The 26,661-nt window shown below is 50.7% G+C and carries 32 protein-coding genes and 1 pseudogene; 8 read left to right on the plus strand and 25 right to left on the minus strand.

Translation table 11 applies throughout. The annotated features are described in order from the left end of the window. Positions 1-147: 147 nt before the first annotated feature. On the plus strand, positions 148-972 hold the full coding sequence (locus JWZ98_RS22180) for a class I SAM-dependent methyltransferase (protein WP_205452241.1): 825 nt from the start codon (positions 148-150) through the stop codon (positions 970-972). 189 nt (positions 973-1,161) lie between these two features. Then, positions 1,162-1,563, plus strand: a complete 402-nt coding sequence (gene cueR / locus JWZ98_RS22185; protein WP_205452245.1) for a Cu(I)-responsive transcriptional regulator — start codon at positions 1,162-1,164, stop codon at positions 1,561-1,563. Positions 1,564-1,859: 296 nt separating this feature from the next. Here the strand turns inward: cueR and JWZ98_RS22190 are convergent, their stop codons facing one another. Continuing rightward, positions 1,860-2,480 carry a hypothetical protein gene (locus tag JWZ98_RS22190; protein WP_205452247.1) on the minus strand — a complete coding sequence of 207 codons (621 nt, stop codon included), beginning with the start codon at positions 2,478-2,480 and terminating at the stop codon, positions 1,860-1,862. A gap of 159 nt (positions 2,481-2,639) precedes the next feature. On the opposite strand from JWZ98_RS22190, the gene JWZ98_RS23470 reads away from it, so the two are divergent. Continuing rightward, complete coding sequence (locus JWZ98_RS23470) at positions 2,640-2,765, plus strand: hypothetical protein (RefSeq protein WP_275899152.1); 126 nt, start codon at positions 2,640-2,642, stop codon at positions 2,763-2,765. A gap of 76 nt (positions 2,766-2,841) precedes the next feature. Here the strand turns inward: JWZ98_RS23470 and istB are convergent. The 3 genes and pseudogenes from istB to JWZ98_RS22200 all read right to left on the minus strand — a co-directional run. Next, a pseudogene (gene istB, locus JWZ98_RS22195) lies at positions 2,842-3,471 on the minus strand (IS21-like element helper ATPase IstB); the annotation flags it as partial. A gap of 14 nt (positions 3,472-3,485) precedes the next feature. Then, complete coding sequence (locus tag JWZ98_RS23475) at positions 3,486-3,608, minus strand: hypothetical protein (protein ID WP_275899109.1); 123 nt, start codon at positions 3,606-3,608, stop codon at positions 3,486-3,488. After that, positions 3,598-4,053, minus strand: a complete 456-nt coding sequence (locus tag JWZ98_RS22200) for a hypothetical protein (protein WP_240348143.1) — start codon at positions 4,051-4,053, stop codon at positions 3,598-3,600. Before JWZ98_RS22200 ends, JWZ98_RS23475 begins: the two co-directional genes overlap by 11 nt. A 332-nt stretch (positions 4,054-4,385) precedes the next feature. Between JWZ98_RS22200 and JWZ98_RS22205 the strand changes: the two genes are divergently transcribed. Next, the gene (locus JWZ98_RS22205; protein ID WP_205452248.1) at positions 4,386-4,646 is read left to right on the plus strand and encodes a helix-turn-helix transcriptional regulator; all 261 of its coding nucleotides are present in this window, start codon (positions 4,386-4,388) and stop codon (positions 4,644-4,646) included. Here the strand turns inward: JWZ98_RS22205 and JWZ98_RS22210 are convergent. The 14 genes from JWZ98_RS22210 to JWZ98_RS22275 form a co-directional block, all read right to left on the minus strand. Beyond that, on the minus strand, positions 4,640-5,707 hold the full coding sequence (locus tag JWZ98_RS22210; protein WP_205452249.1) for a hypothetical protein: 1,068 nt from the start codon (positions 5,705-5,707) through the stop codon (positions 4,640-4,642). The two genes, JWZ98_RS22205 and JWZ98_RS22210, sit on opposite strands and share 7 nt — an antisense overlap. Positions 5,708-5,727: 20 nt before the next feature. Then, positions 5,728-6,321 (minus strand): hypothetical protein, encoded by a 594-nt coding sequence (locus JWZ98_RS22215; protein ID WP_205452252.1) that lies wholly within the window; start codon positions 6,319-6,321, stop codon positions 5,728-5,730. Further along, positions 6,305-7,135, minus strand: a complete 831-nt coding sequence (locus JWZ98_RS22220) for a TnsA endonuclease N-terminal domain-containing protein (RefSeq protein ID WP_205452253.1) — start codon at positions 7,133-7,135, stop codon at positions 6,305-6,307. Before JWZ98_RS22220 ends, JWZ98_RS22215 begins: the two co-directional genes overlap by 17 nt. Positions 7,136-7,279: 144 nt before the next feature. Then, complete coding sequence (gene glmS, locus JWZ98_RS22225; RefSeq protein ID WP_205452254.1) at positions 7,280-9,115, minus strand: glutamine--fructose-6-phosphate transaminase (isomerizing); 1,836 nt, start codon at positions 9,113-9,115, stop codon at positions 7,280-7,282. 1 nt (position 9,116) lies between these two features. Then, on the minus strand, positions 9,117-10,538 hold the full coding sequence (gene glmU, locus JWZ98_RS22230; RefSeq protein ID WP_205452258.1) for a bifunctional UDP-N-acetylglucosamine diphosphorylase/glucosamine-1-phosphate N-acetyltransferase GlmU: 1,422 nt from the start codon (positions 10,536-10,538) through the stop codon (positions 9,117-9,119). A gap of 72 nt (positions 10,539-10,610) precedes the next feature. Beyond that, positions 10,611-11,033 (minus strand): F0F1 ATP synthase subunit epsilon, encoded by a 423-nt coding sequence (locus JWZ98_RS22235; RefSeq protein WP_033156953.1) that lies wholly within the window; start codon positions 11,031-11,033, stop codon positions 10,611-10,613. Positions 11,034-11,057: 24 nt separating this feature from the next. Next, positions 11,058-12,431 (minus strand): F0F1 ATP synthase subunit beta, encoded by a 1,374-nt coding sequence (atpD, locus tag JWZ98_RS22240; protein WP_033156954.1) that lies wholly within the window; start codon positions 12,429-12,431, stop codon positions 11,058-11,060. Positions 12,432-12,473: 42 nt separating this feature from the next. Next, positions 12,474-13,337, minus strand: coding sequence for a F0F1 ATP synthase subunit gamma (atpG, locus tag JWZ98_RS22245; RefSeq protein WP_205452260.1), 864 nt, complete (start codon positions 13,335-13,337; stop codon positions 12,474-12,476). 11 nt (positions 13,338-13,348) lie between these two features. Continuing rightward, positions 13,349-14,890, minus strand: coding sequence for a F0F1 ATP synthase subunit alpha (gene atpA / locus JWZ98_RS22250; protein ID WP_033156956.1), 1,542 nt, complete (start codon positions 14,888-14,890; stop codon positions 13,349-13,351). A gap of 21 nt (positions 14,891-14,911) precedes the next feature. Continuing rightward, positions 14,912-15,442 carry a F0F1 ATP synthase subunit delta gene (locus tag JWZ98_RS22255; protein ID WP_205452262.1) on the minus strand — a complete coding sequence of 177 codons (531 nt, stop codon included), beginning with the start codon at positions 15,440-15,442 and terminating at the stop codon, positions 14,912-14,914. A 3-nt stretch (positions 15,443-15,445) separates the two neighbouring features. Continuing rightward, on the minus strand, positions 15,446-15,919 hold the full coding sequence (locus JWZ98_RS22260) for a F0F1 ATP synthase subunit B (RefSeq protein WP_026602690.1): 474 nt from the start codon (positions 15,917-15,919) through the stop codon (positions 15,446-15,448). Positions 15,920-16,003: 84 nt separating this feature from the next. After that, positions 16,004-16,288, minus strand: a complete 285-nt coding sequence (gene atpE, locus JWZ98_RS22265) for a F0F1 ATP synthase subunit C (RefSeq protein ID WP_020484117.1) — start codon at positions 16,286-16,288, stop codon at positions 16,004-16,006. A 42-nt stretch (positions 16,289-16,330) separates the two neighbouring features. Further along, complete coding sequence (gene atpB / locus JWZ98_RS22270) at positions 16,331-17,095, minus strand: F0F1 ATP synthase subunit A (RefSeq protein WP_026147085.1); 765 nt, start codon at positions 17,093-17,095, stop codon at positions 16,331-16,333. A 17-nt stretch (positions 17,096-17,112) separates the two neighbouring features. Then, the gene (locus tag JWZ98_RS22275; RefSeq protein WP_033156958.1) at positions 17,113-17,481 is read right to left on the minus strand and encodes an ATP synthase subunit I; all 369 of its coding nucleotides are present in this window, start codon (positions 17,479-17,481) and stop codon (positions 17,113-17,115) included. Here JWZ98_RS22275 and JWZ98_RS22280 point away from each other — a divergent pair. Continuing rightward, positions 17,480-17,626: a hypothetical protein gene (locus tag JWZ98_RS22280; RefSeq protein ID WP_205452264.1), complete on the plus strand. Its 147-nt coding sequence runs from the start codon at positions 17,480-17,482 to the stop codon at positions 17,624-17,626. The genes JWZ98_RS22275 and JWZ98_RS22280 overlap by 2 nt on opposite strands. Before the next feature lie 165 nt (positions 17,627-17,791). On the opposite strand, the gene JWZ98_RS22285 is transcribed toward JWZ98_RS22280, so the two are convergent. The 7 genes from JWZ98_RS22285 to mnmG all read right to left on the minus strand — a co-directional run bounded on the left by JWZ98_RS22285 (position 17,792) and on the right by mnmG (position 23,052). Then, positions 17,792-18,640 (minus strand): ParB/RepB/Spo0J family partition protein, encoded by an 849-nt coding sequence (locus JWZ98_RS22285; RefSeq protein ID WP_205452267.1) that lies wholly within the window; start codon positions 18,638-18,640, stop codon positions 17,792-17,794. Then, on the minus strand, positions 18,637-19,413 hold the full coding sequence (locus tag JWZ98_RS22290) for a ParA family protein (RefSeq protein ID WP_171696985.1): 777 nt from the start codon (positions 19,411-19,413) through the stop codon (positions 18,637-18,639). The genes JWZ98_RS22285 and JWZ98_RS22290 overlap by 4 nt, the downstream gene beginning before the upstream one ends. Beyond that, positions 19,406-20,032 carry a 16S rRNA (guanine(527)-N(7))-methyltransferase RsmG gene (gene rsmG / locus JWZ98_RS22295; RefSeq protein WP_205452268.1) on the minus strand — a complete coding sequence of 209 codons (627 nt, stop codon included), beginning with the start codon at positions 20,030-20,032 and terminating at the stop codon, positions 19,406-19,408. The genes JWZ98_RS22290 and rsmG overlap by 8 nt, the downstream gene beginning before the upstream one ends. Positions 20,033-20,140: 108 nt before the next feature. Continuing rightward, positions 20,141-20,650 (minus strand): hypothetical protein, encoded by a 510-nt coding sequence (locus tag JWZ98_RS22300; protein WP_205452269.1) that lies wholly within the window; start codon positions 20,648-20,650, stop codon positions 20,141-20,143. A gap of 27 nt (positions 20,651-20,677) precedes the next feature. After that, positions 20,678-20,941 carry a type II toxin-antitoxin system RelE/ParE family toxin gene (locus JWZ98_RS22305; RefSeq protein ID WP_205452271.1) on the minus strand — a complete coding sequence of 88 codons (264 nt, stop codon included), beginning with the start codon at positions 20,939-20,941 and terminating at the stop codon, positions 20,678-20,680. After that, positions 20,931-21,143: a hypothetical protein gene (locus JWZ98_RS22310; RefSeq protein ID WP_205452273.1), complete on the minus strand. Its 213-nt coding sequence runs from the start codon at positions 21,141-21,143 to the stop codon at positions 20,931-20,933. Before JWZ98_RS22310 ends, JWZ98_RS22305 begins: the two co-directional genes overlap by 11 nt. Before the next feature lie 40 nt (positions 21,144-21,183). After that, on the minus strand, positions 21,184-23,052 hold the full coding sequence (gene mnmG, locus JWZ98_RS22315; protein WP_205452279.1) for a tRNA uridine-5-carboxymethylaminomethyl(34) synthesis enzyme MnmG: 1,869 nt from the start codon (positions 23,050-23,052) through the stop codon (positions 21,184-21,186). A gap of 54 nt (positions 23,053-23,106) precedes the next feature. Here mnmG and JWZ98_RS22320 point away from each other — a divergent pair, with 54 nt between their 5' ends. Genes JWZ98_RS22320 through JWZ98_RS22330 form a run of 3 tightly spaced genes read left to right on the plus strand, consistent with a single transcriptional unit; the run spans position 23,107 to position 26,378 of the window. Then, entirely contained in the window at positions 23,107-23,346 is a 240-nt protein-coding gene (locus tag JWZ98_RS22320; RefSeq protein WP_171696987.1) for a hypothetical protein, read from the plus strand. A 27-nt stretch (positions 23,347-23,373) separates the two neighbouring features. After that, positions 23,374-23,982 (plus strand): GTP cyclohydrolase II, encoded by a 609-nt coding sequence (gene ribA / locus JWZ98_RS22325; protein ID WP_051670028.1) that lies wholly within the window; start codon positions 23,374-23,376, stop codon positions 23,980-23,982. An 8-nt stretch (positions 23,983-23,990) separates the two neighbouring features. Beyond that, positions 23,991-26,378, plus strand: coding sequence for an ATP-binding protein (locus JWZ98_RS22330; RefSeq protein ID WP_205452282.1), 2,388 nt, complete (start codon positions 23,991-23,993; stop codon positions 26,376-26,378). The last annotated feature ends 283 nt before the right edge of the window (positions 26,379-26,661 follow it).

Raw genomic sequence — 26,661 nt, forward strand, 5'->3', positions numbered from 1 at the left:
CAGATTGTTCATCTAGCGATCATAGTTAAGCCTTAATTCTGCTTGACCTTCCCATTATGTAAACCTTTAGATTGATGCCTCCGGATTGTCACTGAGGTAAGGTGACTATCCATGACTAAAATTTGAATATTTTTTCAGGAGGTTGAAATGGAATCACATGGGGTAGCCAATCAGAAAACCGCACATGCTTATAACACAGCCGCCGATTTATTCGATCACCCGGCCAACACGTTTTGGAACCGTTTCGGTCATAGCACCATTGAGCGAATAGGTTTGAGGCAAGGTGACCAAGGATTGGATGTTTGTTCCGGAACCGGCGCTTCAGCCTTACCGGCCGCGCGGATGGTCGGCTCGGATGGCCGGGTGGTTGCGGTCGATTTGGCGGAAAAACTATTGACTCGGGCAGCCGATAAAGCCCAAGCCGATGGTCTTGAGAATCTGGAATTTCGGGTCCATGATATGCTTGCTCTAGGTTATCCCGATGGTTATTTTGACGCCGTCGTTTGCGTGTTTGGGATCTTTTTCGTACCTGATATGGCCGCCGCCGTCAAAGAATTATGGCGCCAGGTCCGGCCAGGCGGGCGATTGGCTATTACGACCTGGGGACCGGATTTATTCGAGCCAGCCAACACCTCGCTTTGGCAAGCCATCCGCCAACAACGCCCCGAACTCTATAAAGACTTTAATCCTTGGGATCGTATTTCCACACCGAAAGGACTGTTGGACATGCTGGCCGAAGCCGGTTTAACCGAAGTGCACATTTCTGCCGAAACCGCGACTCATGCTCTGTCTGAGCCTGAGGATTGGTGGACCCTGGCGATGGGTAGCGGTTATCGGGGAACCTTGGATCAGCTCAATAGCGAACAGCTACAGAAGGTGAAGCAGGCCAATCTCGACCAATTAGTGAGCCAATCGGTTACTGAGATTTCAGCCAATGTGATTTATGCCGTCGCCGATAAACCTGTCGTTTAGAGCCTTGCGTTTTTTTCATGAGCGATTTTTTCAACAAATGCCAGGGACTAAAAAAGCAAAAAAATCGCTTGTCCTTCCCATCGCGGTAACCCGCCGGCTTATTGCAATCCGTCAGGCATTAACCGAACCCGCTAGCGGGCGGCGAACTGGCCGCCCGCAACGCCGAGTCCCCCTATTGGAGAGTGAGCGATGAATATCAGCCAAGCTGCGAAAATGACCGGCGTATCCGCCAAAATGATTCGTCACTACGAAGGTATCGGACTGATCAGAAAAAGCGTGCGCACCGTATCGGGCTACCGGACCTACAACGACACCGATTTGCAAGTGTTGCGGATGATCAAACGAGCTAGGGGGCTAGGGTTTTCGCTGGAGCAAATCCGCGATCTGGTTTCGCTGTGGCAAGACCCGGTAAGAGCCAGTGCCGATGTCAAAGCGCTGGCCCAATCCCATGTCGACGATTTGAATCGACGCATTGCCGAATTAACCGAAATGCGTGACATTCTGGCCCGGTTGGCGCAGACCTGTAGCGGGGACAATAAACCGGATTGCCCGATTATCGATACATTGGTGCTCGGCCAGCAGCTGGTTTAAGACTACATAATCCAGCGATTATTCTCCCTTGGTTGCCTCCCCGTTTTGCTGGTTCCGGATCTGCAAATACGCGGAAATGACGGATGTTTAAGGATAATCAGTCTCAAGTTATTAACCCGGCCCTCAAATATCGTCGCTCCCGCTTAGGCGGTAATGATGGAACCAGGGAATTTAACAGTCTGATTAATAAGGACAAAAATAGACGTTGTCGAATATGAGGTGTCTAAACCGGGGAAACCAGCGAAGGCTGAATCACGCATCCCCCAAAATCGAACACACTTGGAATCGAAGCACACTTACGGCGCACAACTCACCACCAATTCGTCACTGTATTGGCCCACTTCCAAATCTTTCACCACATAAACCTCCGTATAACGGCGTAGCTCCGGCTTGCCTGCCACCAATAGCGGCCGGTTATCGACATAACGGGTTTGAGTGTCGCGGGCTAGAAACACAAATTCGCTTTCATTCTCGCGCTGGGAATAGATATTGATGCCGTCGCTTTTGAATTTTTGAAAACTCAACACCACATTACCCCCGGTCTGATCGGCAGCCTTCAGCACCGGTTTGGCATCGGTTAAATCCATATTGATTTCCGCACCGACGATACCCAACAGACTACCCAATGCCTCTGTATAACCAGGGTGAGCCTTGATGCGCCGCGCCAATGCTCTTACCTTATTCTCGAATTGGCCGCGATAAGCCTGCTTATCGGCGGTCGCATGATGCGCGGCCGCAGCGGCAATATTGGCGGCCGACACTTTGCCATGCAGTTCTTGATTCTCGGTATTGCAGGCGGCAATGTCCTCGTCGGATAAACCCAACTGGGTTTTCAAAGCGGCAAGATTGAGGATAAACCGATCATGCCATATCAATAACTCACCATCCGGACGGGGGAAATAATCTGATTTAGCCATGAGTAAGCTCCTTATAAATAAACGATAAGCATGCCAGGCAAAGGCCAACAGGCCGAATCGCCGGCGGAAGTATTGGAATAAATCGAAGGGAATAACTAGCGTTAAAACTATGTCGCCCAAGAGTATAGATAAGCTATCAACTTACACAAGTGCGGCTAAATGTCGCGCGTTTGGATTTTAAAATTACCCGAAGGCATAGCCATTTACTTTGTGGTGACTTCCGAAGCACCCGTGCGGGTTGCCGACCACCGCGAAGGCATTCCCAACAATCCCGGTGGCATATAAAAATCCCCGGAATGTCAAACGGCGTTGAAAAGTTTCCAGTAAAGAGCGTCCAATAGTTTCCAGTTAGGTCGTATGGTTATTGATTTTCCACCGCCTTTTTCCGTTGCTTAAATCGATAAGAATCGTTGCCGGTTTCTAAAATATCGCAGTGGTGAGTAATGCGATCCAGCAGCGCCGTAGTCATCTTGGCGTCGCCAAAAACCTGCACCCATTCTGCAAAGTTGAGGTTGGTGGTAATGATCAAGGACGTTTTCTCATACAGATGACTGATGAGGTGGAACAGCAAGGCACCGCCGGACGCTGGGAACGGTAAATACCCCAATTCGTCCAGGATGACGGCATCCATCAGCGTTAGCTGCTTGGCGAGGTTACCGGCTTTTCCTAGCTGTTTTTCCTTATCCAGTTGATTGACTAGATCGACCGCATTGTAAAAGCGAACCCGTTTGCCTTGATGGATGGCGGCTATGCCAATGGCAGTGGCCAAGTGGGTTTTCCCTGTGCCGGTGCCGCCCACCAGGATCAGGTTGTAGGCTTGCTCCATAAAGTTTCCGGTGGCCAGTTGTTCGAGACGAGCTTGCGGCAAGGGCGTTTCCGACCAGTCAATCTGTAGCAAGTCTCGATGAATCGGGAATCGAGCCGCCTTGAGCTGATAGTTCAGGCTGCGCGCTTGGCGGTCGGCCTGCTCGGCGCTGATCAACCGATCCAGCCAGGCTTCCGGCATCACGGGTTTTTGCTGGCTACTGTATTTGGCTTGCCACTTGTGCCCTGTGGGTATTCACTCCAGGCCGCCGCCATGCCGAACAGATGTAACGTTTTGAGCTGGAGCGCGCGATCAATGGACATGGCAAACGCTCCGTAAGCTATCATAGCGACTGCAATCGGCGACAGGCTCCAAGGTCAATGCCGGCGTCGATGCCGGGGTGTCGTCCAGTGCTTTGGGCTTGGCCGCTTCGGTTAACCGGCGCATTTCATTCAGGACGATGGCGGCGCTGATGACACCGGTCTGCAAGGTCAAATCGCAAGCCACTTCCAAGGCATCCAATCCGTTATCGCCCAGGTCTTTCGCCATCAGCAGTAGGTCGACAAAGGCGCGGTCACCCTGATCCTGCTTGAGAATACGATCCCGCACCACCTTGATCGCAACCGGCAAGTCCCAAGTCTGAAAGGGTGCGCCATGCCTCAGTGCGCCAGGCTTTTTCTCCAACACCGGCAGATAATGCCAAGGATCGCAGATCAAATGATCGCGTTCGAAGCGGCGGTGATGTTCGGCAACGCATAGTTGTTTCATAATGCGCGCTCCTGGATATTCTTGGCGACATCATGGCAGCATCGCAACAAGGGCATGCCAAAGCCGAATGGATTATCGGTGGGAATAATTTGAATAGGTGATGCGGGTTGCAATCGATTTTAAATTCACCGAGTAAATCGACAATTGTTTCTCCCGCGTAGTACCGTGAAATCAGATTTTCTATCTGACTGTCTGAAAGATGAGCCAATTTAGGGTGCATAGACGAATTCGGCATTGGACAGCAAAGACAAAACGCCAAATATAAGCCTGCAAGGCATAATTGTCACTCATAGAGCGTGGCCTCATAGAGTGCTGGTAAGTAGCATCATGAAATGCCTACCCAATCCCAGTCCACAGCTGACCCACTTATCTTATTTGGACAACGTCTTGTCCAATTGCGGAAAGAGCGCGGCTGGTCTCAAGAGCAACTCGCACTGGAATGCGGCATGGCTAGAAGTTATTTGGGAGGAGTAGAGCGGGGGAAACGAAATATTGCCTTGCTGAATATTTGCAAGTTGGCGGATGCGTTATCAGTATCCCCTGCTGAGATGCTAAAGTTCAATGGCGACAAAGACCCAGAGGATAGCTACTGAGTTTCAATCACTATACTTAAATCCAAATCCAACAAGATCAGCTTTATAGCTGTTATTACCGATGCTGGAGACGATGTAGAATCTCCATGTATTTGCTGCCAGAAGCCAACGGCAAAATCCGCTCCAGTTTTAACCAGTGAATCCAAAAATTCCGTTACTTCTCCTCTAAGTTCGATTGGTATGATCGATTCCAACTCGATTAGCGTTGCCTCGATTTCCGCATTAGCCTTTTCGAGTATGTTCCATTCCTCCGAAGCACGATCTTTACCACCACAGCCAAAAGCTTTTATTGTTGAAACTTCAAGAATTGCCGCTATCAATGCGTCGAATTTTCGCCCTAACGAAATTTCAGCGGGTGAAAAACCTAGTTCCGCTAACCAAGACACATCCTCAAATGCTTGAGGAAACAACGTTTCTACACCTGAAAACGCTTGTTCCTGAATGCAAAAACGGCCAACGGCAGGCACAATCGTGATGCGTCGCCCAGTGCCTGCAATTTGTCTTACGGGTTCTGCGATCGCTTCAATTGTCGCCGGCCAATCTATCATTCGTTCTAGCGTCACGATAACGAGCAACTTTGCATAAGGCCAGGGACCACCAATTTCATTGACTGGACGGAAGGCAGCTCGTACAACATAGCCACGATCGCGTATCGTCGTTTCGAGTTCAACTTTCAATGCATCGAGACGGGCATCGAGTTGCTGTTGAATCTTGATAGACAACATACGAAGTGCATCATTAAAGCGTGACGTCTTCGATAAACTCGGCGCTAACTGGCTAACTTTCAAATTGCGAAAGCCGGATTCTCCTATAATCATACAAGCTTGTTCAACGATTGAACGTAGACGTAAGAGTGAAGAAGGCGGATCATCACCAATTAACAACCAAGGTTCATCGCTGCTCGCTTTATCAATATGCTTCAAAATTTCGCTTGTCCGCGCATAAATCGCTGCAGCTCGCTCGGGTGCTTCGATCAATCCGCGCAAAAAATCGGCCGAACAGAAATTTAAAACGTTCTGAAGTTCGGAAACACCAATGCCAGAATTTTCCCCGGAAATCACATCCGGGTCTGGAGGTCTTGTTAGCTTAAAGGATGCTTTTTATCTGTCAATAAATACCGGTCGATGGTTATTTTGAATAATTTTTCGACCAACCCGTCAATGCCAACTCCAACACCTGGTTTATGTAATCTAGGTCTGCCCAACTTTTTATCTTTTGCAACCCGTTTCTGTCCCCTTGCGCCTGAATTTGTATAGTCCGGAATGAGAGCATTGGCTGTTTGGCCTCTTTGCCAATATCGACGAAGCAGCCTGTAGATAGTCTGTTTCGTCGAACCGTGTTCAGCAATGATCTGATTGATGAGCGAGGACCTAACTTTAGGGAGATAAACGTTAGGGTCACAAACGATAGATTTGATTAGGTGGTAATTTTCATCTCTTTTTGTCTTAGCCGGTGAATCATCTTCCAGGACCAGATAGTAAAGATTTTCGTAGGGATCTTCGGTTCGTACCAGCGTTTCCAATTCAATGGCTTCAACCAATTCCCGTTTAGTTACCAGTTCAGGTAACGCGGATTCGTGATCCATAGTGATCCAAACCAGCAATTCTTCCGATACATCAGCCAAAATCCGATTGAGGTGGCCATTCACTTTAAGCACTTCATTGATTCGAAACACGAAGCACCTCCATCATCGTCACTATATTTTCGGATTGCAACTCACCGCCTGTTAACTGCAAATACGGCACAAAAATATCGAATAAAAAGCAACGATTGGCCAAAAGCGCGCGTATTTCCGACAGCGATTGTCCTGGCGGTAGGGAATAAGCGGCATCGAGTAATATGGCGATTTCAACAATCGTTTTCCGCGGAAATTTTTGGAAATGATGCGCGTAAATCGCAACACGCTCCTGCATCACGTCTATTTCAAGCTCGTTCCACTGCTGCTTGGGATACAGCCAAGCGATGTTATTAAATATGACTAATGGAATTTCCTTCTCAGTCACCAGCATCCACGGCACGGACTTCTGCACCCAATACCGCCGTTCAATTTCTAATTTTTCGATTGTGCGGGTATCTTGCAATTTTTCCGAATATTTTGCTTGAAGAGTAAATTTGGGGGATTCCGAATCACGAGTATTGACCAAAAAATCAGAACTCATAATTTGCAACACGCCTTGAGACTCCGGGTGTTTAATTCGCGCCTCATCAGCTATTGAGCAAGTATCTTCTAATCGCAATGGAAATTGCTCTCGAATGTCTACCGTATCGATATGCCATTCAAGTATAAAAAAAACTGCCAACTCAAGGTCTGACAGAAGGTGATGGGTGCGCTGTGACTTGTGCCCGAATATGCGGTGAGATCGGCCTTCGGAGGGTAAATCTCTGACCGGTAGCCAGGGCTTATAGTCACAACCCTGCCCAGAGCCTCGACCCTCCTTTATCCATTTTTGGTTGGTTACTTCTGAAATTGCGTAAGATTTTTTCGCCATAAAAAAGCCACTAAGTCCTCGCTCTTGATAAGAGTCTAGACTTAATGGCTTCAGTATGCAACTTTATTGCCTGGTATGATACTTTATTACCCAGTATGAATCTTTATTGCCTTCCTACAGGAATCCGTTCCACTAATTTAACCGCTATTCCACCGTGACCGACTTAGCTAAATTCCGCGGCTGATCGACATCGGTGCCTTTCAGCACGGCGACGTAGTAGGACAGCAGTTGTAGCGGGATAGTGTAGATGATCGGCGAGATGGCGTTGGCGACGCTGGGCATTTTGACGATTTGCACGTTCTCGTCAGCGGCATCGCTTTCGGCCAGTTCCTCGTCCATGAACACGATCAACTGCCCGCCGCGGGCGCTGACTTCCTGGATGTTGGATTTCAGCTTTTCCAGCAGGTTATTGTTGGGCGCCACGGTAACCACCGGCATTTCGGCGTCGATCAAGGCCAGCGGGCCGTGCTTCAATTCGCCGGCCGGATAGGCTTCGGCGTGGATATAGGAAATCTCCTTGAGCTTCAAGGCGCCTTCCATCGCGATCGGGTAATGGGTACCACGGCCGAGGAACAGCGCGTTGTGCTTGTCGGCGAAACGCTGCGACAACAGTTCGATGGCATTGTCCAGCTTCAGCACTTTTTCGATGTTGCCGGGCAGGGCAAACAGTTGCGAGACGATGTGCTCTTCCTGGTCGGCGCTGAGCTCGAAGCGGCGGCCGACTGCGATGATCAGCATCAACAAGGCCACCAACTGGGTGGTGAAGGCCTTGGTCGAAGCAACGCCGATTTCCGGGCCGGCGCGGGTCATCAACACCAGATCGGATTCGCGTACCAGCGAGCTCTCCGGCGCGTTGCAGATCACCAACGAGTGTTTGACGCCGAGCTTTTTGGCTTCCTGCAATGCGGCCAGCGTGTCGGCAGTTTCGCCGGACTGGGAAATGGTGACTACTAATGTATCCGGCGCCACCACCGGGTTGCGGTAGCGAAATTCGCTGGCAATTTCGATAGAGCAGGGCACGCGGGCGTATTTTTCGAACCAGTAGCGAGCGACCAGTCCTGCGTGGTAACTGGTGCCGCAGGCCAGGATCAGCACCGATTTGATCTGGTCGAACACTTCGCCGGCATTGTGGCCAAAGGCGTTGTCTTGCAGACGGTTGTCGATGAAGCGGCCTTCCAGGGTTTCGGAAACCGCCCAGGCTTGCTCGTAGATTTCCTTGAGCATGTAGTGCCGGTATTTGCCTTTGTCGACCGAGTCGGCTTTTAGTTGGCTTTCGATGACCGGGCGGACCACGCGGCGGCCGGCTTCGTCGAAAATGGTGACGCCGTTGATGGTCAATTCGGCCACATCGCCGTCTTCCAGGAAGATGAAGCGCTGGGTAACCGGCAGCAAGGCGGCAATGTCGGAGGCGATGAAATATTCGCCGATGCCGATGCCGATCACCAGCGGGCTGCCTTTACGGCAGGCAACCAATAAATCCGGTTGTTCGCTGTCGATGACGCCCAAGGCATAAGCGCCGCGCAGGCTTTTGACGGTTTTGGTGACGGCGTCGAGCAGGCTGTCGGCGTCTTTCAGTTCTTCAGCAACCTTGTGCACGATGACTTCGGTGTCAGTCTCGGAGGTGAAGACGTAGCCGTTTTCCTGTAATGCAGTGCGTAAATGATCGTGGTTTTCAATGATGCCGTTATGTACCACCGCGACACGGTCCTTGCTGACGTGGGGGTGGGCATTGCGAGTGCTGGGCTTGCCGTGAGTAGCCCAGCGGGTGTGGGCGATGCCGATGCGGCCTTCGATTGGGTCGGCGGAAATCAACGCTTCCAACCCTTTAACCTTACCCAACTCGCGCTTGCGGAATATTTCTCCGCTATTGACGACGGCCAAGCCGGCAGAGTCGTAGCCCCGGTATTCCAGACGCTTCAAACCCTCTATCAATATCGGTACCACATTGCGTTGGGCAACGCCCGCGACTATCCCACACATACTATTTCTCCGACTGACTAGGAGCTAACGAGTGCGGAGAATTGTCGGGAACAATCTCCGCCAGTTTGACCGGACGTTGCCAGCTAGGCACGCTAAGCTGCTTACTCCGGCTAAGGGTTAATTGATTTTCCGGCGTATCCCGGGTAATGGTCGAACCGGCGCCGATTGTCGCGTTTTTTCCGACCGTTACCGGTGCCACCAATTGGGTATCGGAGCCGATAAACGCGCCGTCTTCGATGATGGTTTTAAATTTATTCACGCCGTCGTAATTGCACGTGATGGTGCCGGCGCCGATATTGACCTTGCTACCCACTTCGCTATCGCCAATATAGCTTAAATGGTTAATTTTGCTGCCGGTGGCGACAGTGGATTTTTTGATTTCCACAAAATTGCCGATATGCACATGATCGGCCAGCTCGGTTTGCGGCCGCAGCCGGGCGAACGGGCCTATGCGGCTGCCGGCGCCGACCGAGGCGTCCTCGATCACGCTGTTAGCCAGAATTTCGACATCGTTGGCGATGCTGGCGTTTTTAATCAGACAATTGGGACCGATTTTGACGTTTGAGCCGATGCGATTAACGCCTTCGAAAATCACGTTGATGTCCACATCAATATCCTGACCCAGTTCGGCAAAATTGCCTCTGACATCCACCCGAGCCGGATCGCGCAGTGTCACGCCTTTTTCCATCAGCGCTTGCGCCTGTTCCGCTTGATACACGCGCTCCAGATGGGCCAATTGGCTGCGATTATTTACACCCAGCACTTCTTCCTGGCTGCCGGCTTGAGTGGTTTCAACGGTAAGACCATCTTCCACGGCCATTTCAATAATGTCGGTTAAATAATATTCGTTTTGGGCGTTGTTATTGCTCAGCCTGGATAACCATTGCTTCAACTGGCTGCCTTTACAAGCCAGGATGCCGGTATTGCCTTCGCTGATTTGTAATTCCACTTCGTTGGCGTCTTTTTGCTCAACTATTTTGACAACGGCATGATCTTTATCGCGGACTATGCGGCCGTAGCCGGTGGGGTCGTCCAGGTTGACCGTCAGCAATGCCAAGGACGTCAAGCTGACCTTGTGCAATAAGGTTTGGATGGTTTTGGCCTTTAATAAAGGTACATCACCGTACAGAATCAATACTGTGTCCGGATCGTCGACGTGGTGAATGGCTTGCTGTACCGCGTGCCCAGTGCCTAGTTGCTGCTTTTGCTCTATCCAGGTAGCGTCCAAGCTACTCAAAGCTTGTTTGACAGTCTCGCCGCCGTGGCCGTAGATGATAAAAATCTGATTATTTTCCAGCGAAAGACTTGTTTCGTAGACATGCTGCAACAACGCTTTATTGGCGATTTCGTGCAGTACTTTAGGCCGCGACGAACGCATTCTGGTGCCTTGGCCGGCCGCCAAGATGATGGTTTTAATCGACATTGCTATTCCTTAAAACAAAAAAAGCCCGATAACGTTGCGTCATCGGGCTTATATTTTTACGCGATAAATGGTTTACGCACCACGTTTTCTTAATCTTTCCAAGGTTCTTAATTGGTTTACAGCTTGCGCCAATTCGGCTTGCGCAATCGCGTAATCGTATTTACCCGATTTATCGCTGAGCATTTCTTCCGCTCTGGCTTTGGCTTGTAGCGCCGCCGCTTCGTCAATGTCCTTTGCTCTGATCGCTGTATCCGCCAAAACAGTTACCAAATGCGGCTGCACTTCCAGAAAGCCACCGGACACGTAAAACGCTTGATAGTCCTTATCGCTCAGCTTAACCCGAACTTCTCCGGGCTTAAGCTTGGTGATTAACGGCGCATGGCGCGGCGCGATACCGACATCGCCCATTTCGGCCGGTGCAAAGACCATTTCAGCCAAGCCGGAAAAAATTTCCTGCTCCGCGCTAACGATGTCCACATGAATTGTCATTGCCATGTTAAAACTCTCCTATGAGGTGGTTTACATGCCTTTGGCTTTTTCAATGGCTTCGTCGATTGTGCCGACCATGTAGAAAGCTTGCTCGGGAAGACTGTCGTATTCGCCGCTGATAATGCCTTTGAAGCCGGCAATAGTATCTTTCAAAGATACGTATTTACCAGGCGAACCGGTAAAGACTTCAGCAACGAAGAACGGTTGCGACAAGAAACGCTGGATTTTACGCGCTCTGGATACGGTCAGTTTGTCGTCTTCCGACAACTCGTCCATACCCAAGATAGCGATAATATCGCGCAGTTCTTTATAGCGTTGCAAAATACCTTGTACCGAACGGGCAACTTCGTAATGTTCCTGACCGATAACCAAAGGATCAAGCTGACGGCTGCTGGAATCCAGTGGATCGATAGCCGGATAGATACCCAGCTCGGCGATTTGGCGGGACAATACGACGGTCGCGTCCAAGTGAGCAAATGTTGTAGCAGGCGACGGGTCGGTCAAGTCATCCGCAGGTACGTATACCGCTTGGATAGAAGTGATAGAACCGGTTTTGGTGGAAGTAATCCGCTCCTGCAGTACACCCATCTCTTCAGCCAGTGTAGGCTGATAACCTACCGCGGAAGGCATACGGCCCAGCAGCGCCGATACTTCGGTACCCGCCAAAGTGTAACGATAAATGTTGTCAACGAAGAACAGTACGTCACGACCTTCGTCACGGAAAAACTCCGCCATGGTCAGACCGGTCAGTGCGACGCGCAAACGGTTTCCAGGTGGCTCGTTCATCTGACCGTAAACCAGCGATACTTTGTCGATAACGTTGGAGTCGGTCATTTCGTGATAGAAGTCGTTACCTTCACGAGTCCGCTCGCCCACACCGGCAAATACCGAGAAACCGCTGTGCTCGATCGCAATGTTACGGATCAGTTCCATCATGTTAACAGTCTTGCCTACGCCGGCACCGCCGAACAGACCGACTTTACCGCCTTTCGCGAACGGGCAAACCAAGTCGATTACTTTGATACCGGTTTCCAACAATTCGTTGGCTGGCGCTTGTTCGTCGTAGGAAGGGGCGTCACGGTGGATAGTCCACTTCTCTTTCTCACCAATAGGCCCTTTTTCATCGATCGCCTCACCGAGAACATTCATGATGCGTCCCAGAGTTGCTTGACCGACCGGTACCTTGATCGCTTCGCCAGAGTTGCTGACTTCAACACCACGGCTCAAACCATCGGTGGAACCCATCGCAATGGTCCGGACTACGCCGTCGCCCAATTGCTGCTGAACTTCCAAAACCAGACCGCCCTTAACATTTAACGCATCATATACTTTCGGCAGGTTATCGCGTGGAAACTCCACGTCTACGACCGCACCGATGATCTGAACGATTTTACCCAAACTCATTATGTCGTCCTCTTTTAAAATCTCTAAACTTGTCTTGATGCACTAAACAGCGGCAGCGCCGGCCACGATTTCGGAAATCTCTTGCGTAATTGCCGCCTGTCTGGCTTTGTTATAAACCAGTTGCAATTCTTTAATGATATTCCCGGCGTTATCGGATGCGCTTTTCATTGCCACCATTCGGGCAGCCTGCTCGCAGGCGTTGTTTTCCACTAAACCTTGGAAAACCGCGGATTCCACATATCGGATCAATAAACTGTCCAATACTTCTTTAGCGTCAGGTTCGTATAAGTAATCCCAACGACCTTTGGATTCTTCAGCCAAGTCACTCACGGCCACCGGCAACAATTTTTGTACCACCGGTTTTTGTGTCATGGTGTTTACAAAGTCATTACTAATCAAAAACAACTCGTCAATTTCACCGGCGGCAAACGCATCCAGCATGATTTTGATCGTGCCGATAATTTCGCTCTGATGTGGCGTATCGCCCAATTTCGAAACTTGTCCAATCAGGTTAGCTTTGATCATGCTGAAAAAACCGGCCGCTTTGCTACCGATGGTGCAGACGTCTACTTCGATCTGGCGGCTTTGCCATTGCTGCATTTCGCCTAAAACTTTTCGAAACAAGTTGGCATTCAGACCACCGCACAAACCTCTATCGGAGCTCACTACGATGATGCCGATGCGCTTCACTTCGCGTTCGATCAAAAACGGATGCTTGTATTCGGGATTGGCATAAGCCAGATGTTTGATGATCTGGCCTATCTTTTTCGCGTAAGGCCGGGTGGCCTGCATTCTGTCTTTGGTTTTACGCATCTTGCTCGCCGCCACCATTTCCATGGCCCGAGTAATCTTCTGAGTATTTTTAATACTCGCGATCTTGGTACGTATCTCTTTGCCAACAGCCATTTGCGGACCCTTTACCAGCTACCGGTTTTGACGAAACGTTCAATGGCATTGTGGATGCCTTTTTGAATGTCGTCGTTGTAGTCGCCTTTCTCGTTGATTTTAGCCATCAAAGCAGATTCATCGGCATGCATGAAGTCCAGCAAGGCCGCTTCGAAATCGCGGACTTTTTTAACTTCCAGACCATCCAAGAATCCAGCGTTAGCCGCGTACAAGGAAACACTCATGTCCGCAACCGACATCGGCGCGTATTGATTTTGTTTCATCAGCTCGGTAACCCGTTGGCCGCGTTCGATTTGCTTGCGTGTGCTTTCGTCCAAATCGGAAGCGAACTGCGCAAAAGCCGCCAATTCGCGGAACTGCGCCAAATCCAGACGAATACCGCCGCCCAGCTTTTTGATGATCTTGGTTTGTGCCGCGCCGCCAACCCGAGATACTGACAGACCGGCGTTAACCGCAGGACGAATACCCGAATTGAACAGACCGGTTTCCAGGAAGATCTGGCCGTCGGTGATGGAGATTACGTTGGTCGGTACGAACGCAGACACGTCGCCGCCTTGGGTTTCGATAATCGGCAATGCAGTTAATGAACCGGTTTTGCCTTTTACTTTACCGTTGGTCAGTTTTTCGACTTCAACCGCGTTAATACGCGCAGCGCGTTCCAACAAGCGCGAGTGGATGTAAAACACGTCGCCTGGATACGCTTCACGACCTGGCGGACGACGCAACAGCAAGGAAATTTGGCGATACGCCCAAGCTTGCTTGGTCAAATCGTCATAAATGATCAGTGCATCTTCACCAATGTCTCGGAAATATTCGCCCATTGAGCAACCGGTGTAGGGTGCAATAAATTGCAGCGCTGCCGATTCAGAAGCCGAAGCCACCACGATGATAGTGTGCTCCATCGCACCATGCTCTTCCAGTTTGCGAACCACGTTGGCAATAGAAGAACGTTTTTGGCCGATAGCGACATAGATACATTTGATGCCGGTGCCTTTTTGATTGATGATCGCATCAATCGCAATGGCTGTTTTACCGGTTTGTCTGTCACCGATGATCAACTCACGTTGGCCGCGGCCAACCGGAATCATCGAGTCAATCGCTTTCAAACCGATTTGCACCGGTTGATCGACCGATTGTCTGGCAATAACGCCGGGGGCAATTTTTTCGATTGGAGAGCTTAATTTGGTTTCGATGGCGCCTTTACCGTCGATAGGGTTACCCAAGGCATCGACCACACGGCCCAACAATGCTTCACCCACCGGCACTTCTAAAATTCTACCGGTACATTTAACAGTATCGCCTTCGGTGATGTGTTGATAAGCACCGAGCATTACCACACCGACCGAGTCTCTTTCCAGGTTCAAAGCCATGCCGTAAGAGCCGCCAGGGAATTCCAGCATTTCGCCTTGCATTGCTTCCGACAGACCGTGAACCCGAACAATACCGTCGGTGACACTGACTACGGTGCCTTCGGTATGTGCCTCAACATGGGCGTCGAAGTTCTCGATCTTCTTTTTGATCAGATCACTTATTTCTGATGGATTTAATTGCATTTTATTTTCCCGCTCTAACTCTTAAAGTCTTTTAGCTAATTGATGAAGCTGGCCTTTGATAGAACCGTCGATGACTTTATCTCCCGCTTTAGCGAGGATGCCCCCAATTAACGATTTATCGACAGAAACGGATGCATTGACCTTTTTATGCAAAAGCTTTTCCAGCATGGCGACATACTTGCCTTGCTCGGCTTTTGTCAGAGAATACGCGCTGTATAAATCCACATTGGCGTAGCCTTCATCGTCCGCTTTGTACTGCTCGAACATCACCGAAATTTGCGGCAGTAGGGGCAGCTTGTCATTTTCTATCAACACTTTCAGAAGATTCTTGGCTTCGTCATGTATTTGATCCTGGCAAATATCCAGAATCAACTGTGCTGTATGCTGTTTGCCAACCCGAGGATTTTTGACAATGGCAGCCAATGCCTCATCCTGGATAACCAAGGACAAAAACGTCAACGACTCGGACCATTGCTTGGACGACCCCGTTTCCTTGGCGCGCTTGAAAGCGGCTTCCGCGTAAGGTCTTGCTAATGTCGATAACTCAGCCATTGCTTAACCCAATTGATCCGCTGCTTTGCTGAGAATGTCTTGATGCTTGGCTTTGTCGATTTCTTCTTTCAAAATCTGTTCAGCGGCACGCAAAGCCAGTGAGGATACTTCCTTGCGCAAGCTCTCTTTGGCTTGCAGCATTTCCTGCTCTATCTGGGCTTTTGCTGCTTCAAGCAAACGCTCGCCTTCTTTTTTGGCTTGATCTTTCGACTCTTCAACCAGCTGATTGGCGCGTTTTTGCGCTGCACTGACGATTTCCGCCGATTGTTCTTTTGCTTCCTTCAGCAGGCTCTTGGCTTTTTTCTCGGCCAATTTAATCTCTTCCTGGCCCTTCTCGGCCGCGGCCAAACCTTCGGAAATTTTGGTTTTGCGCTCTTCCAGAGCGGCAATGATCGGTGGCCAGACATACTTCATGGTAAACCAAACCAGAAGTGTGAAAGTTATCATCTGCCCGATCAGAGTAGCATTGATGCTCATTGATGCTTTCCTCGTAATGCCGTTGTCATTCTATCGGTATGCGAATAAGGCTTAGCTTATTCAAATGAATCCGATAATTGCTAATTAACCTGCAACAGATTGAACGGCTGAAAGGAATGGGTTTGCGAAGGTCAACATCAGAGCCAAACCAACACCGATCATGGTTACCGCGTCAAGCAAACCGGCAATGATGAACATTTTGACCTGCAACATTGGAACCAACTCAGGTTGACGAGCAGCGCCTTCCAGGAATTTACCGCCCAACAGACCGAAGCCGATAGCAGTACCGATTGCGCCCAAGCCCAAAATGATGCCAACTGCGATAACGGTGAAGCCTTGTACGTTGGCAATTAATGATGCGAGTTCCATAGTGTCTCCTAAATATTGATATGAAAGTTGAAAGTAAAACTATTAATGATCTTCGTGGGCCAAGCTCAAATACACAATGGTTAACACCATGAATATGAAGGCTTGCAGGGTAATAACCAGGATGTGAAATACCGCCCAAGGAAAACCCAGCAATGGCTGAACGATAGGTGGCAGCAAGGCAATCAGGATAAATACCAGCTCACCGGCATACAAGTTACCGAATAACCGCAGACCCAGCGAGATAGGTTTCGCCAATTCTTCAACTGTTTTCAGCAGCAGATTGAACGGCATCATTTTCGGGCCGAAAGGTGTGCAAGTCATTTCTTTGGCAAACCCCATCAATCCTTTAACCTTGATGCTGTAAAAGAAGATCAGGAAGAACACGCTGATCGACAAGGCAAAGGTACCGTTCAAATCGGTACTTGGTACCACACGCATGTATTCCATGCCCATCAAACTGCCTATCATCGGCAGCAAATCCACCGGCAACATGTCCATGGCATTCCACATGAACACCCAGCAGAAAATCGTTAACGACAACGGCGCAATTAAAGGACTACGGCCATGAAAACTGTCCTTAACTTGGGTATCTACGAATTCGACCAAGGTCTCCGCAATATTTTGCGCCAAGCCAGGCACGCCGGATGTCGCTCTTTCCGCTACAGTTTTGAAAAACAGGATGAACAATCCGCCCAAAAACGCGGAGAAAAACAAGGTATCCAGATGCAATGTCCAAAATCCCTCACCCACCGACAACGGTGTCAAGTGATGGACTATATAACCGGTTGCGCCACCTTCAGTACTCATTTGTCCTCGCTAAAAAACTAATCACGCCACCAAAACAGCGCAAACCAAAAAACCGACAACACTGCGATGTAACCCACCATCAGCGTTAAGAAATCAACAGAGGGAATCTGTAAAACGATAGAAAACAGGGCTACCGTCAAAATTAACTTAACCGTTTCGCCTGCATAAAATGCATTAACGATACCCTGCGCGCCCAAATCCTTGGCCAGATAGATTTTGTAGGCAAAATACAGATTGGGCAGCAAAGCCACAAACCCTCCGAATAACGGAGACACTGCACTTTTCCAACCGCCTATCAATAAAAATCCCGACGCCACTAATGCAGCCATCAGGACTTGTCCAAAAACTACTTTTCTGACAGTAGAAAAATCATTTCTAGCTGTCATGTACTTCCCCTTTCGTCTTGAGCTGGGCGATTATATCCAGCCAGCACGTCTAAAGCAAGGTAAGCACATTCAGCAAGAAGCAATCAGCGTCGCCACCTTGTTGATTTGGCAAGACTATCCCAACGAGCCCTCTGTCAACACCTAGCCACTACAGACGTATTCCAAACGCTCAATCCCAACGCTTACAGCAATACACATGCCATTTCTTAACATATTGATTTTCGGCAATATTGCCCAAAAAGGCAATGTAGCAAATCCGACAAAGCACCGAACCATGACCGGAATACGACATTTGCCAGCCCCGGAGCACTCAATTGATTTTCTTTATGATGCCTTCCAGCTCTTCCAAACTGGTGTAAGTAAAAATCAATTTGCCTTTGCCGCTGCTCTGATGATTGATTTCCACCTTGGCACCGGTTCGCTCACTCAGATCGCGTTGCAAACGCAAGGTATCCGGATCTATTTTCTTTACTACCGCAGGCTTATCTTCATGCTGTTCGCGCACCAGCTTTTCTACCGCTCTGACGGTCAAGCCTTGTTTCACAGCTTTGTTGGCAATTTCGACTTGTTTGGCTTCGTCCAACCCCAGCAAGGCGCGGGCATGTCCCATTTCCAACAAACCCTTGCCCAACATACCTTTCACTTCACTAGCCAACTCCAGCAGACGCAATAAATTAGTGATCGTAGTGCGCGACTTGCCTACCGCCGTGGCGATCTGCTGATGGGTGAGTTCAAATTCGTCCTGCAACCGATGTAGCGCCTCGGCCTCTTCCAACGCATTCAAATCCTCGCGCTGAATGTTTTCAATCAAGGCGATCGCCATCACCGAGCGATCATCCAAATCCTTGACCAACACCGGCACGTCCCGCAGTTCTGCCAATTGCGCAGCGCGCCAGCGGCGTTCGCCGGCGATGATTTCGTATTTCTCGCTATCTATTTTTCGAACAATGATAGGTTGGATGATGCCTTGCGCAGCAATCGAATCGGACAACTCCTTCAGCTTCTCCGGATCCATGTCCTTGCGCGGCTGATACTTGCCGCGCTGCAAAAACTCGATAGGCAAACTTTGCGTGTCTTGAGATTTTTCCGGCACCGGCGCGCTCACATCGCCCAGCAACTCGCTCAAACCTCGCCCTAAACCGCGTTTTTTTTGTATCATTTTTTTGCCGCTTTTTCTTTTCTGATCATTTCACCCGCCAACGCGATGTAGGCCATCGCCCCGCGCGAGGCTTTATCGTAAGCCAACACCGGTACGCCATGGCTGGGTGCCTCGGCCAGACGAATGTTTCTGGGGATAGTAGTCCTAAAGACTTTGTCACCGAAATATTCGATTAACTGGTCGGAAACATCCTTACCCAAGCGGCTACGGCTATCCACCATGGTTCTGAGGATACCTTCCAGATACAAACCGGGATTGACGCTATCGCGGATGCTGCGCAGGGTGGACATCAGTGATGACAATCCCTCCAGCGAATAATACTCGCACTGCATCGGAATCAACACGCTGTTGGCGGCGACCATCGCATTCAAGGTCAACATATTCAACGATGGAGGACAGTCGATCAAGATGTAGTCGTACTGATCTTTTATAGCCAATAAAGCGTCGGCCAGGCGCCGCTCACGATGCTGCGCACTCATCAGCTGCACTTCGGCAGCGGTTAAATCGGCATTGCCGGGGATCAAATCAAACCCCAGCTGCTTGTTTTTCACGACAATCTCGGAAACCGGCACTTCTTCCAGCAACAACTCGCAGCTGGAATATTCGATTTCTTCCTTATTCACGCCGCAGCCCATGGCCGCGTTGCCTTGCGGGTCCAGGTCGATTAACAACACCTTGCGCTTGGTAGCCGCCAATGCCGCCGCCAGATTGACGCTAGTGGTGGTTTTGCCGACGCCGCCTTTTTGGTTGGTAATCGCGATAATCTTAGCCATGCTTGGGTTTCTCCAGTCGAATCAGGCAGCGTTCGGCGTCTATGCCGGGCACCGTCAGCGAAATCACGCTGTATGTTGCGGCCAAGTCTATCAGCTCTTGCTCGGGCTGCTGACCTTTCATCGCCAGCAGCACACCATCCTCCGCCAACAAATGCCCGGTGAGTTGCAGAATGTCGGGCATGCTGGCAAACGCCCGGCAAAGCACCGTGGAAAATAATTCTGCCGGCTCCAGCAGTTCAACTCGGCTATGCACGACCTCGACATTTTTCAGCTTTAACTCAAGTACGGCCTGCTGAACGAAGCGGGTTTTTTTGGAATTAGAGTCAACTAAGGTGAAATGACAATCCGGCCGGCAAATCGCCAGAGGAATGCCCGGCAAACCGGCGCCGGTACCGATGTCGGCAACGCGCGAACCATGAAGATACGGCAAAATCGCCAAGCTATCCAGGATGTGCAGACTGACCATCTCCAGCGGATCGCGCACTGCTGTCAAGTTATAGGCCTTGTTCCATTTTTCAATTAGTTTTATGAAGGCTAGCAAGCAAGTGACTTGTGGCTCAGGCAGCGCCAGCGCAAGATCGGCAAGGCCGGCATTTAAAAGGGTGATAAGTGAATCCATGTCTGATTTTAATATAGGATTAGGGCAGGGCTAAGCCCACCGATAACGTTGACTCAATTGGTCGTTAGCCGCTGAGGAGATGGTGGGCCTCATTGTATTCAGCCCATCCTACAACTCCTTAGAATGCAGGCGCCGCAGAAAATCACGTTCCTTGCTACGGTGTTTCCAACTCATAAGAGAGCCATTAGGAAAAAGTTTCGCATCGGGATTGTCGATTTTGATGTAAACAGGGAAAGGCTTGGTGTGATTATTTTGCTCATTGAGCATGATCACTGTGCAGTCGTTCTCCAGAAAGATTTTAAAGAACTCGTCTAGCTTCAATGGTTTTTCACGCTCAAACATTAGACGGGTTGTCTTGACACGGTCAGTTATGTGCCCTCGACAGAGCTTCCTAGGCAATTTGTTTTTGTTGAAATCCTCGGTTGCCAACAAATCCAGAGCCTCTTGTGTAATACCAACAACTCGCCAACCGCAATCTTCAATACCCATTATCGCTGTCAGCATCGTGGTGAGGCGACCACCACGAAAATCGTTCGTACAAGTTAGTACTGCATTGAACAGTGCGACGTACATACCATGCAGAGCTTGCCGTAAAGCCTGATCATTCGCCAATCTCACATAATCACCTAGCAATGTTATCGTTCTTTACTTATAAACCGAGGAACGATGAACCAACCCTACCACCAGAATCAAAAGCCGGTCATCGACTATCCGTGCCAGAATTCGATAATCGCCAACGCGATAACGCCACAACCCCGCCAAAGGCCCTTGCAAGGCTTTGCCGTTAGCACGCGGGTCGTCGAGCACTTGCAATTTTAACCAGTAATCCTGCAGCCGCTTTTTGGTGGTGGCGTCCAGTTTGGCGAATTGCTTGGCGGCTTTTGGGGTAAATTCGACCCTATACCCCATGCTCGGCGATTAATTTGTCCAAAGGTATCGCGGCTTCGCCACTGACGATGAACTCGCGGTAGGCGGCTTCTGCCGTCTGGGCATCAGTCTTGTCTTCCAGATAAATTTCCAGCAATCGATCAACAAATTGCGCCAGATTTTGACCTTCGTCTTGCGCAGCATGAATCAGACGGCTTTCGACATTGGCAGGTAATTCGATCATCGCATACGCTCCTAAAATGGACTAATCTCTTGGCAGATTATCAAGCGCTTTTCTTCTTCAAATGCACCAGCAACAGCGAGATGGCGGCCGGCGTAATGCCCGGTATCCGCGAGGCCTGACCCAGGGTTTCCGGACGCTGCTTTTTCAATTTTTCGCTGACTTCGTTAGACAGGCCCGATACTAGACTGTAATCGACGTTTTCGGGTAATTTCAAATGTTCGTAGCGCTGAGTCCGGTTAATTTCGGTTTGCTGCCTGTCGATATAACCGGCGTATTTAGCTTGAATCGCCACCTGTTCGGCCACTTGCTCATCGACTTCGGCTTCGTCACTGAAACGCAACAAATTCTCGACATCCACTTCCGGCCGGCGCAACATCTCCATCAGACTGGCTTCCTTCAACAATTTTTTGCCCCACAATTGCTCGGCCAGTGCGGCTTCATCAGATTCGATGCGTATCCATTTTTTTGCCAGCTTGCCTTGTAGATTGGCGATGGCTTCACGCTTTTCTTCAAAGCGCTGCCAGCGGGCATCGTCAACCAAGCCCAGTTCTCGACCTTGTTCGGTCAAGCGCAAATCGGCATTGTCTTCGCGCAGTTGCAAACGATATTCGGCGCGACTGGTGAACATCCGGTAAGGCTCGGCAGTACCGCGCGTGATCAAATCATCAATCATCACGCCGATGTAGGCTTCGTCGCGGCCGGGACACCAACTTTCCAGGCCTTTGGCCAGACGCGCCGCATTCAAACCGGCGATCAAGCCTTGGGCAGCAGCTTCTTCGTAGCCAGTGGTGCCATTGATCTGGCCGGCGAAGAACAGTGCGTTCATATGCTTGGTTTCCAGCGAGGTTTTCAAATCGCGCGGATCGAAAAAATCGTATTCGATGGCATAACCGGGACGGACGATTTCGGCATTTTCAAAACCGAGCATGGTCCTGATAAACCGATACTGAATATCGAACGGCAAACTGGTGGAAATACCGTTCGGGTAGACTTCATTGGTGGTCAAACCTTCCGGTTCGACGAAAATCTGATGCGAATCGCGGTCAGCAAAGCGCACTACTTTATCTTCGATAGACGGACAATAACGTGGACCGACACCTTCAATAATCCCGGAATACATTGGCGACCGATCCAGACCGGAGCGAATGATGTCGTGGGTTTCTTGATTAGTGCGGGTAATATGGCAGCAAATTTGCCGCGGATGCTGTTCGCGGCTACCCATGAACGAAAATACCGGCAGCGGCGTGTCGCCGTGCTGTTCCTGCAACTTGCTGTAATCGATAGTGCGGCCGTCGATGCGCGCCGGGGTGCCGGTTTTCAGGCGGCCAATCCGAAACGGCAACTCACGTAAACGTTCTGCCAACGCAATCGATGCCGCGTCGCCGGCGCGGCCGCCGCTGTAATTTTCCAGACCGATATGAATGCGGCCAGCCAAGAAGGTACCGGCGGTCAACACCACCGCCCGGGCGTTGAACTCCAGCCCCATTTGGGTTTTGACACCGGTCACCCGGTCGCCCTGCACGATCAGATCGGATACGGTTTGTTGAAACAGCGCCAGATTGGGCTGATTTTCCAGCGCTGTGCGCACCGCTTGCTTGTAAAGCATACGGTCCGCCTGCGCCCGGGTCGCCCGTACCGCCGGGCCTTTGCTGGCATTCAAGATACGGAACTGGATGCCGCCTTTATCGATGGCCTGCGCCATAATGCCGCCCAGCGCATCCACCTCCTTGACCAGATGACCCTTACCAATCCCGCCGATGGCCGGGTTGCAACTCATCTGCCCTAGGGTCTCAATGTTTTGCGATAACAACAGAGTTTGCGCACCAGAACGGGCAGCAGCCAAGGCTGCCTCGGTACCGGCATGGCCACCACCCACTACGATCACATCAAAGTCTTTCTGGAATTTCACAGGCAATCTATGTTCAAATAAAACGTTATTTTAATAGCTTGCGGAGAAAAAAGCATGAGAAAACAAAACCCCAACAAGGACTTGCAAGACAAGCCCAATAAAAACCCGGTGGCGAAATTCGCCCATCAGTTCAACAAAGCGCAGGTTTTCGCCGACAAAACTCGCTATCGCCGCAAAGCCAAACACGCTGGCCTGGAGCCTTTCGTAATCGTTGCGAACTCAGCAATTACGAAAGGCTCCAGGCATATGAACATCGCTTCTGCAGCTAAGCAGTCGCGGGCAATTGCCGCTTAATGCCGCAGATTGAGGACTCCCACAGCAGTGAAAGCAAGCATAGAAGATAAAGTTCAAACCCGAATTCCCACCAAGCACGGCGAATTCATCCTGCACTACTACAGCAACAGCCTGGATAAAAAAGAACACGTCGCCTTCGTAAAAGGCGAGGTAGCCGGCAAGGAAGACGTGCCGGTACGCATCCATTCCGAGTGTTTTACCGGCGATGTGCTGGGCTCACGGCGCTGCGACTGCGGCGAACAGTTGGATATGGCGCTGGATTTGATCAACACCGCCGGCTGCGGAGTCTTGATTTATTTACGCCAGGAAGGCCGCGGCATCGGCTTGCTGAAAAAGCTGCAGGCTTACAATCTGCAGGACCAAGGTCTGGATACCGTCGATGCCAACATCAAGCTAGGCCACCTGGCCGACGAGCGCCAGTACGACATCGCCGCGCTAATTTTGAATAGCCTGCAAGTGCGCTCCATAGAGCTCATCACCAACAATCCATTGAAAATCGACGAACTCACCAAGCTGGGGATTCAGGTGAACAATCGTATCGCTATCGAAACCCGCATTCATCAAGACAATCTTGAATATCTGAAAACCAAAGCCGAACGCATGAGCCACATGCTGTCGATGCCTAACAGCAAATAACCCGCATCATGCTTGAACAATTGAAATTGCCGGTCTCGGCCCTGAAGCTGGCAATTGACTTGCCCAGCGTAGCGCCAAGCGCACAACACAACGTCATCCTCGGCCAAAATCGCGCCCAATCGGCTCTCGCTTTTGGCATTGCGATGAAGGCGCCGGGCTACAACATCTTCGTGATGGGAGACCCCGGCACCGGCCGCCTATCCATGGTCAGCCATTATTTAAGCACCTATGCCGAACAACAAGAATCGCCGCTGTCTTATGCCTACGTCGATAACTTCGAGAATCAGCGCGAGCCGGTGGCTATCGAATTGCCGTCCGGGGAAGGGCATGCTTTTGCCAAAGACATCGAAAAGCTGATCGACGACGTGCTGGCCACCTTTCCGGCCGCCTTCGAAAGCCCTAGTTACCAACAGAAGAAAACCGCTATCGAACGCCGCTTTAACCAGCGTTACAACGCCGCCATCGACCTGGTCGACGCCAAAGCCCGCGAGATGAGCGTGGCGCTGTATCGTGACAGCGACACCATCACTTTTCTACCAATCCGCAACGACAAGGCGCTGGACGAAGACCAATTCACTCTACTGCCGCAAGCGGAGCGCGACGCCTTCCACCAACACACTGAAGAGTTGGAAGAATTTCTCGGCGACGTATTGCTGGAACTGCCGCAATGGCGGCGTACGCTGGTGGAAGAAACCCGCCAGCTCGACAACGACACCATCAAGCAAGCGTTGGAGCCGCTGCTGGCCGAGCTGAACGACAAATACCAAAACGTCGATGACGTCATTACTTACTTGGCGGAAATCGAAAAAAGCCTGAGCAACACCATCGGCGAATTGCTGATGCCCAGCCGCAGCCAGGATAGCCGCGAGATCATCGCCAAGCGTCTGGCACTGATCGAACAATACCTGCCCAACATCCTGGTGGATTGCAAACACGACGGCAACGGCGCGCCGGTGATCTACGAACCGCACCCCATTTACCAAAACCTGTTCGGCCGCATCGAATACATCAGCGACCAAGGCACCTTGGTGACCAGCTACCGGCGCATTTGCCCCGGCTCCTTGCATCGCGCCAACGGCGGTTATCTGATTCTGGATGCGGAAAAAGTCTTGACCTATCCCTTCGTCTGGGAAGGCCTGAAACGGGCGCTGCAAGCCGGTCGCATCGAAATCGAATCACCGTATTCCGAGTTGGGCATTAACACCATCACGCTGAAGCCCGGTGTAATCCCGCTTAATGTCAAAGTCATACTGGTTGGCTCCCGCGACATTTATTATCTGCTGGAAGAGCTGGATAGCGAATTCAACGAAATGTTTCGGGTACTGGCCGACTTTGATGACCACATCAAGCGCAGCCCGGACAACGTTAGCCAGTTTGTGACCTTGCTAAAACGCCATGCCGCCGACTCCGGAGCCAAAGCCCTGACCGACGGCGCCTTGCTGCGCTTGATCGAATACAGCTGCCGCTTAGCCGAAAACCAGCAACGCCTGTCCGCGCACGTGAACAGCTGCCTGGAAATCATCGCCGAAGCCAATTTGTTGGCCAGCCAAACCAACGCGGCTAACATCGATAAAGCCGAAATCGAACTGGCATTATCGGCGCGTGAGCAACGCAACGGCCGCATCGCCGAAGCGATCCTGGAAGAAATGCTGGAAGGCACCATTCTGATCGACACTGACGGTGAAGCCATCGGTAAAGTTAACGGCCTGACCGTGATGGACATCGGCGGCAGCAGCTTCGGCGCGCCGGCACGGATCACCGCCACCGTGCATCCCGGCTCCCGAGGCATCGTCGATATCGAGCGCGAAGTGGAACTGGGCCAACCGATTCACTCCAAGGGCGTGATGATCTTGAGCGGCTATCTCGGCCATTGCTATGCCCAGCAATTTCCGCTAGCTATCTCCGCCAGCATTGCCATGGAACAATCCTACGGCCACATAGACGGCGACAGCGCCTCCTTGGCCGAGTTGTGCTGCCTGATTTCAGCACTGACGCGCACGCCGATTCAGCAAGGCTTTGCGATGACCGGCTCGATCAATCAGTACGGCGAAGTACAAGCCATCGGCGGCGTCAACGAAAAAATCGAAGGCTTTTTCGAACTGTGCGCGGCGCGCGGTTTGACCGGCAAACAAGCCGTGATCATTCCGGCATCGAACAAACGCAATTTGATGCTGAAACAGCAAGTGGTGGATGCCGTCGAGCAAGGCCTATTTGCCATTTACACCGTATCCAGCGTCGATGAAGCCTTGAGCCTGCTCACCGGACAAGAAGCCGGCACTATCAATGCGGAAGGCCAGTACCCGGAAGGCAGCGTCAATTTCAAAGCCGTCGCCCGTTTAAAGGAAATTTCCGATATGTCGGGGGACGAGGATAAGGAAACCGAGACCGGGGCATAACGCCGCGTCGCTCGGCTCATCAACCAAGATTGCAGCAAGATACAACCCGTGCAGTCGGTGGCAACCGATTGAAAATGCTCGCTATAGCTGAGACATGCGTGAGGGCAAACCCTTAAAAGCGCGGGCTTCAATAAACCTAGTTAGCCTTAATCGAAGACATTCGGATAAGGCTAACCAAGCAGCTTAGAATACAAAAGAGTTATCGCAAGCTAGGCTATATCGCGCTTGCGATTCAACCATTATTTGAAAATTCGCAAAAATAAATTATCGATACTCACTGTGT

The sequence above is a fragment of the Methylomonas sp. EFPC1 genome (genome assembly GCF_016925515.1).
GTDB lineage: Bacteria > Pseudomonadota > Gammaproteobacteria > Methylococcales > Methylomonadaceae > Methylomonas > Methylomonas defluvii.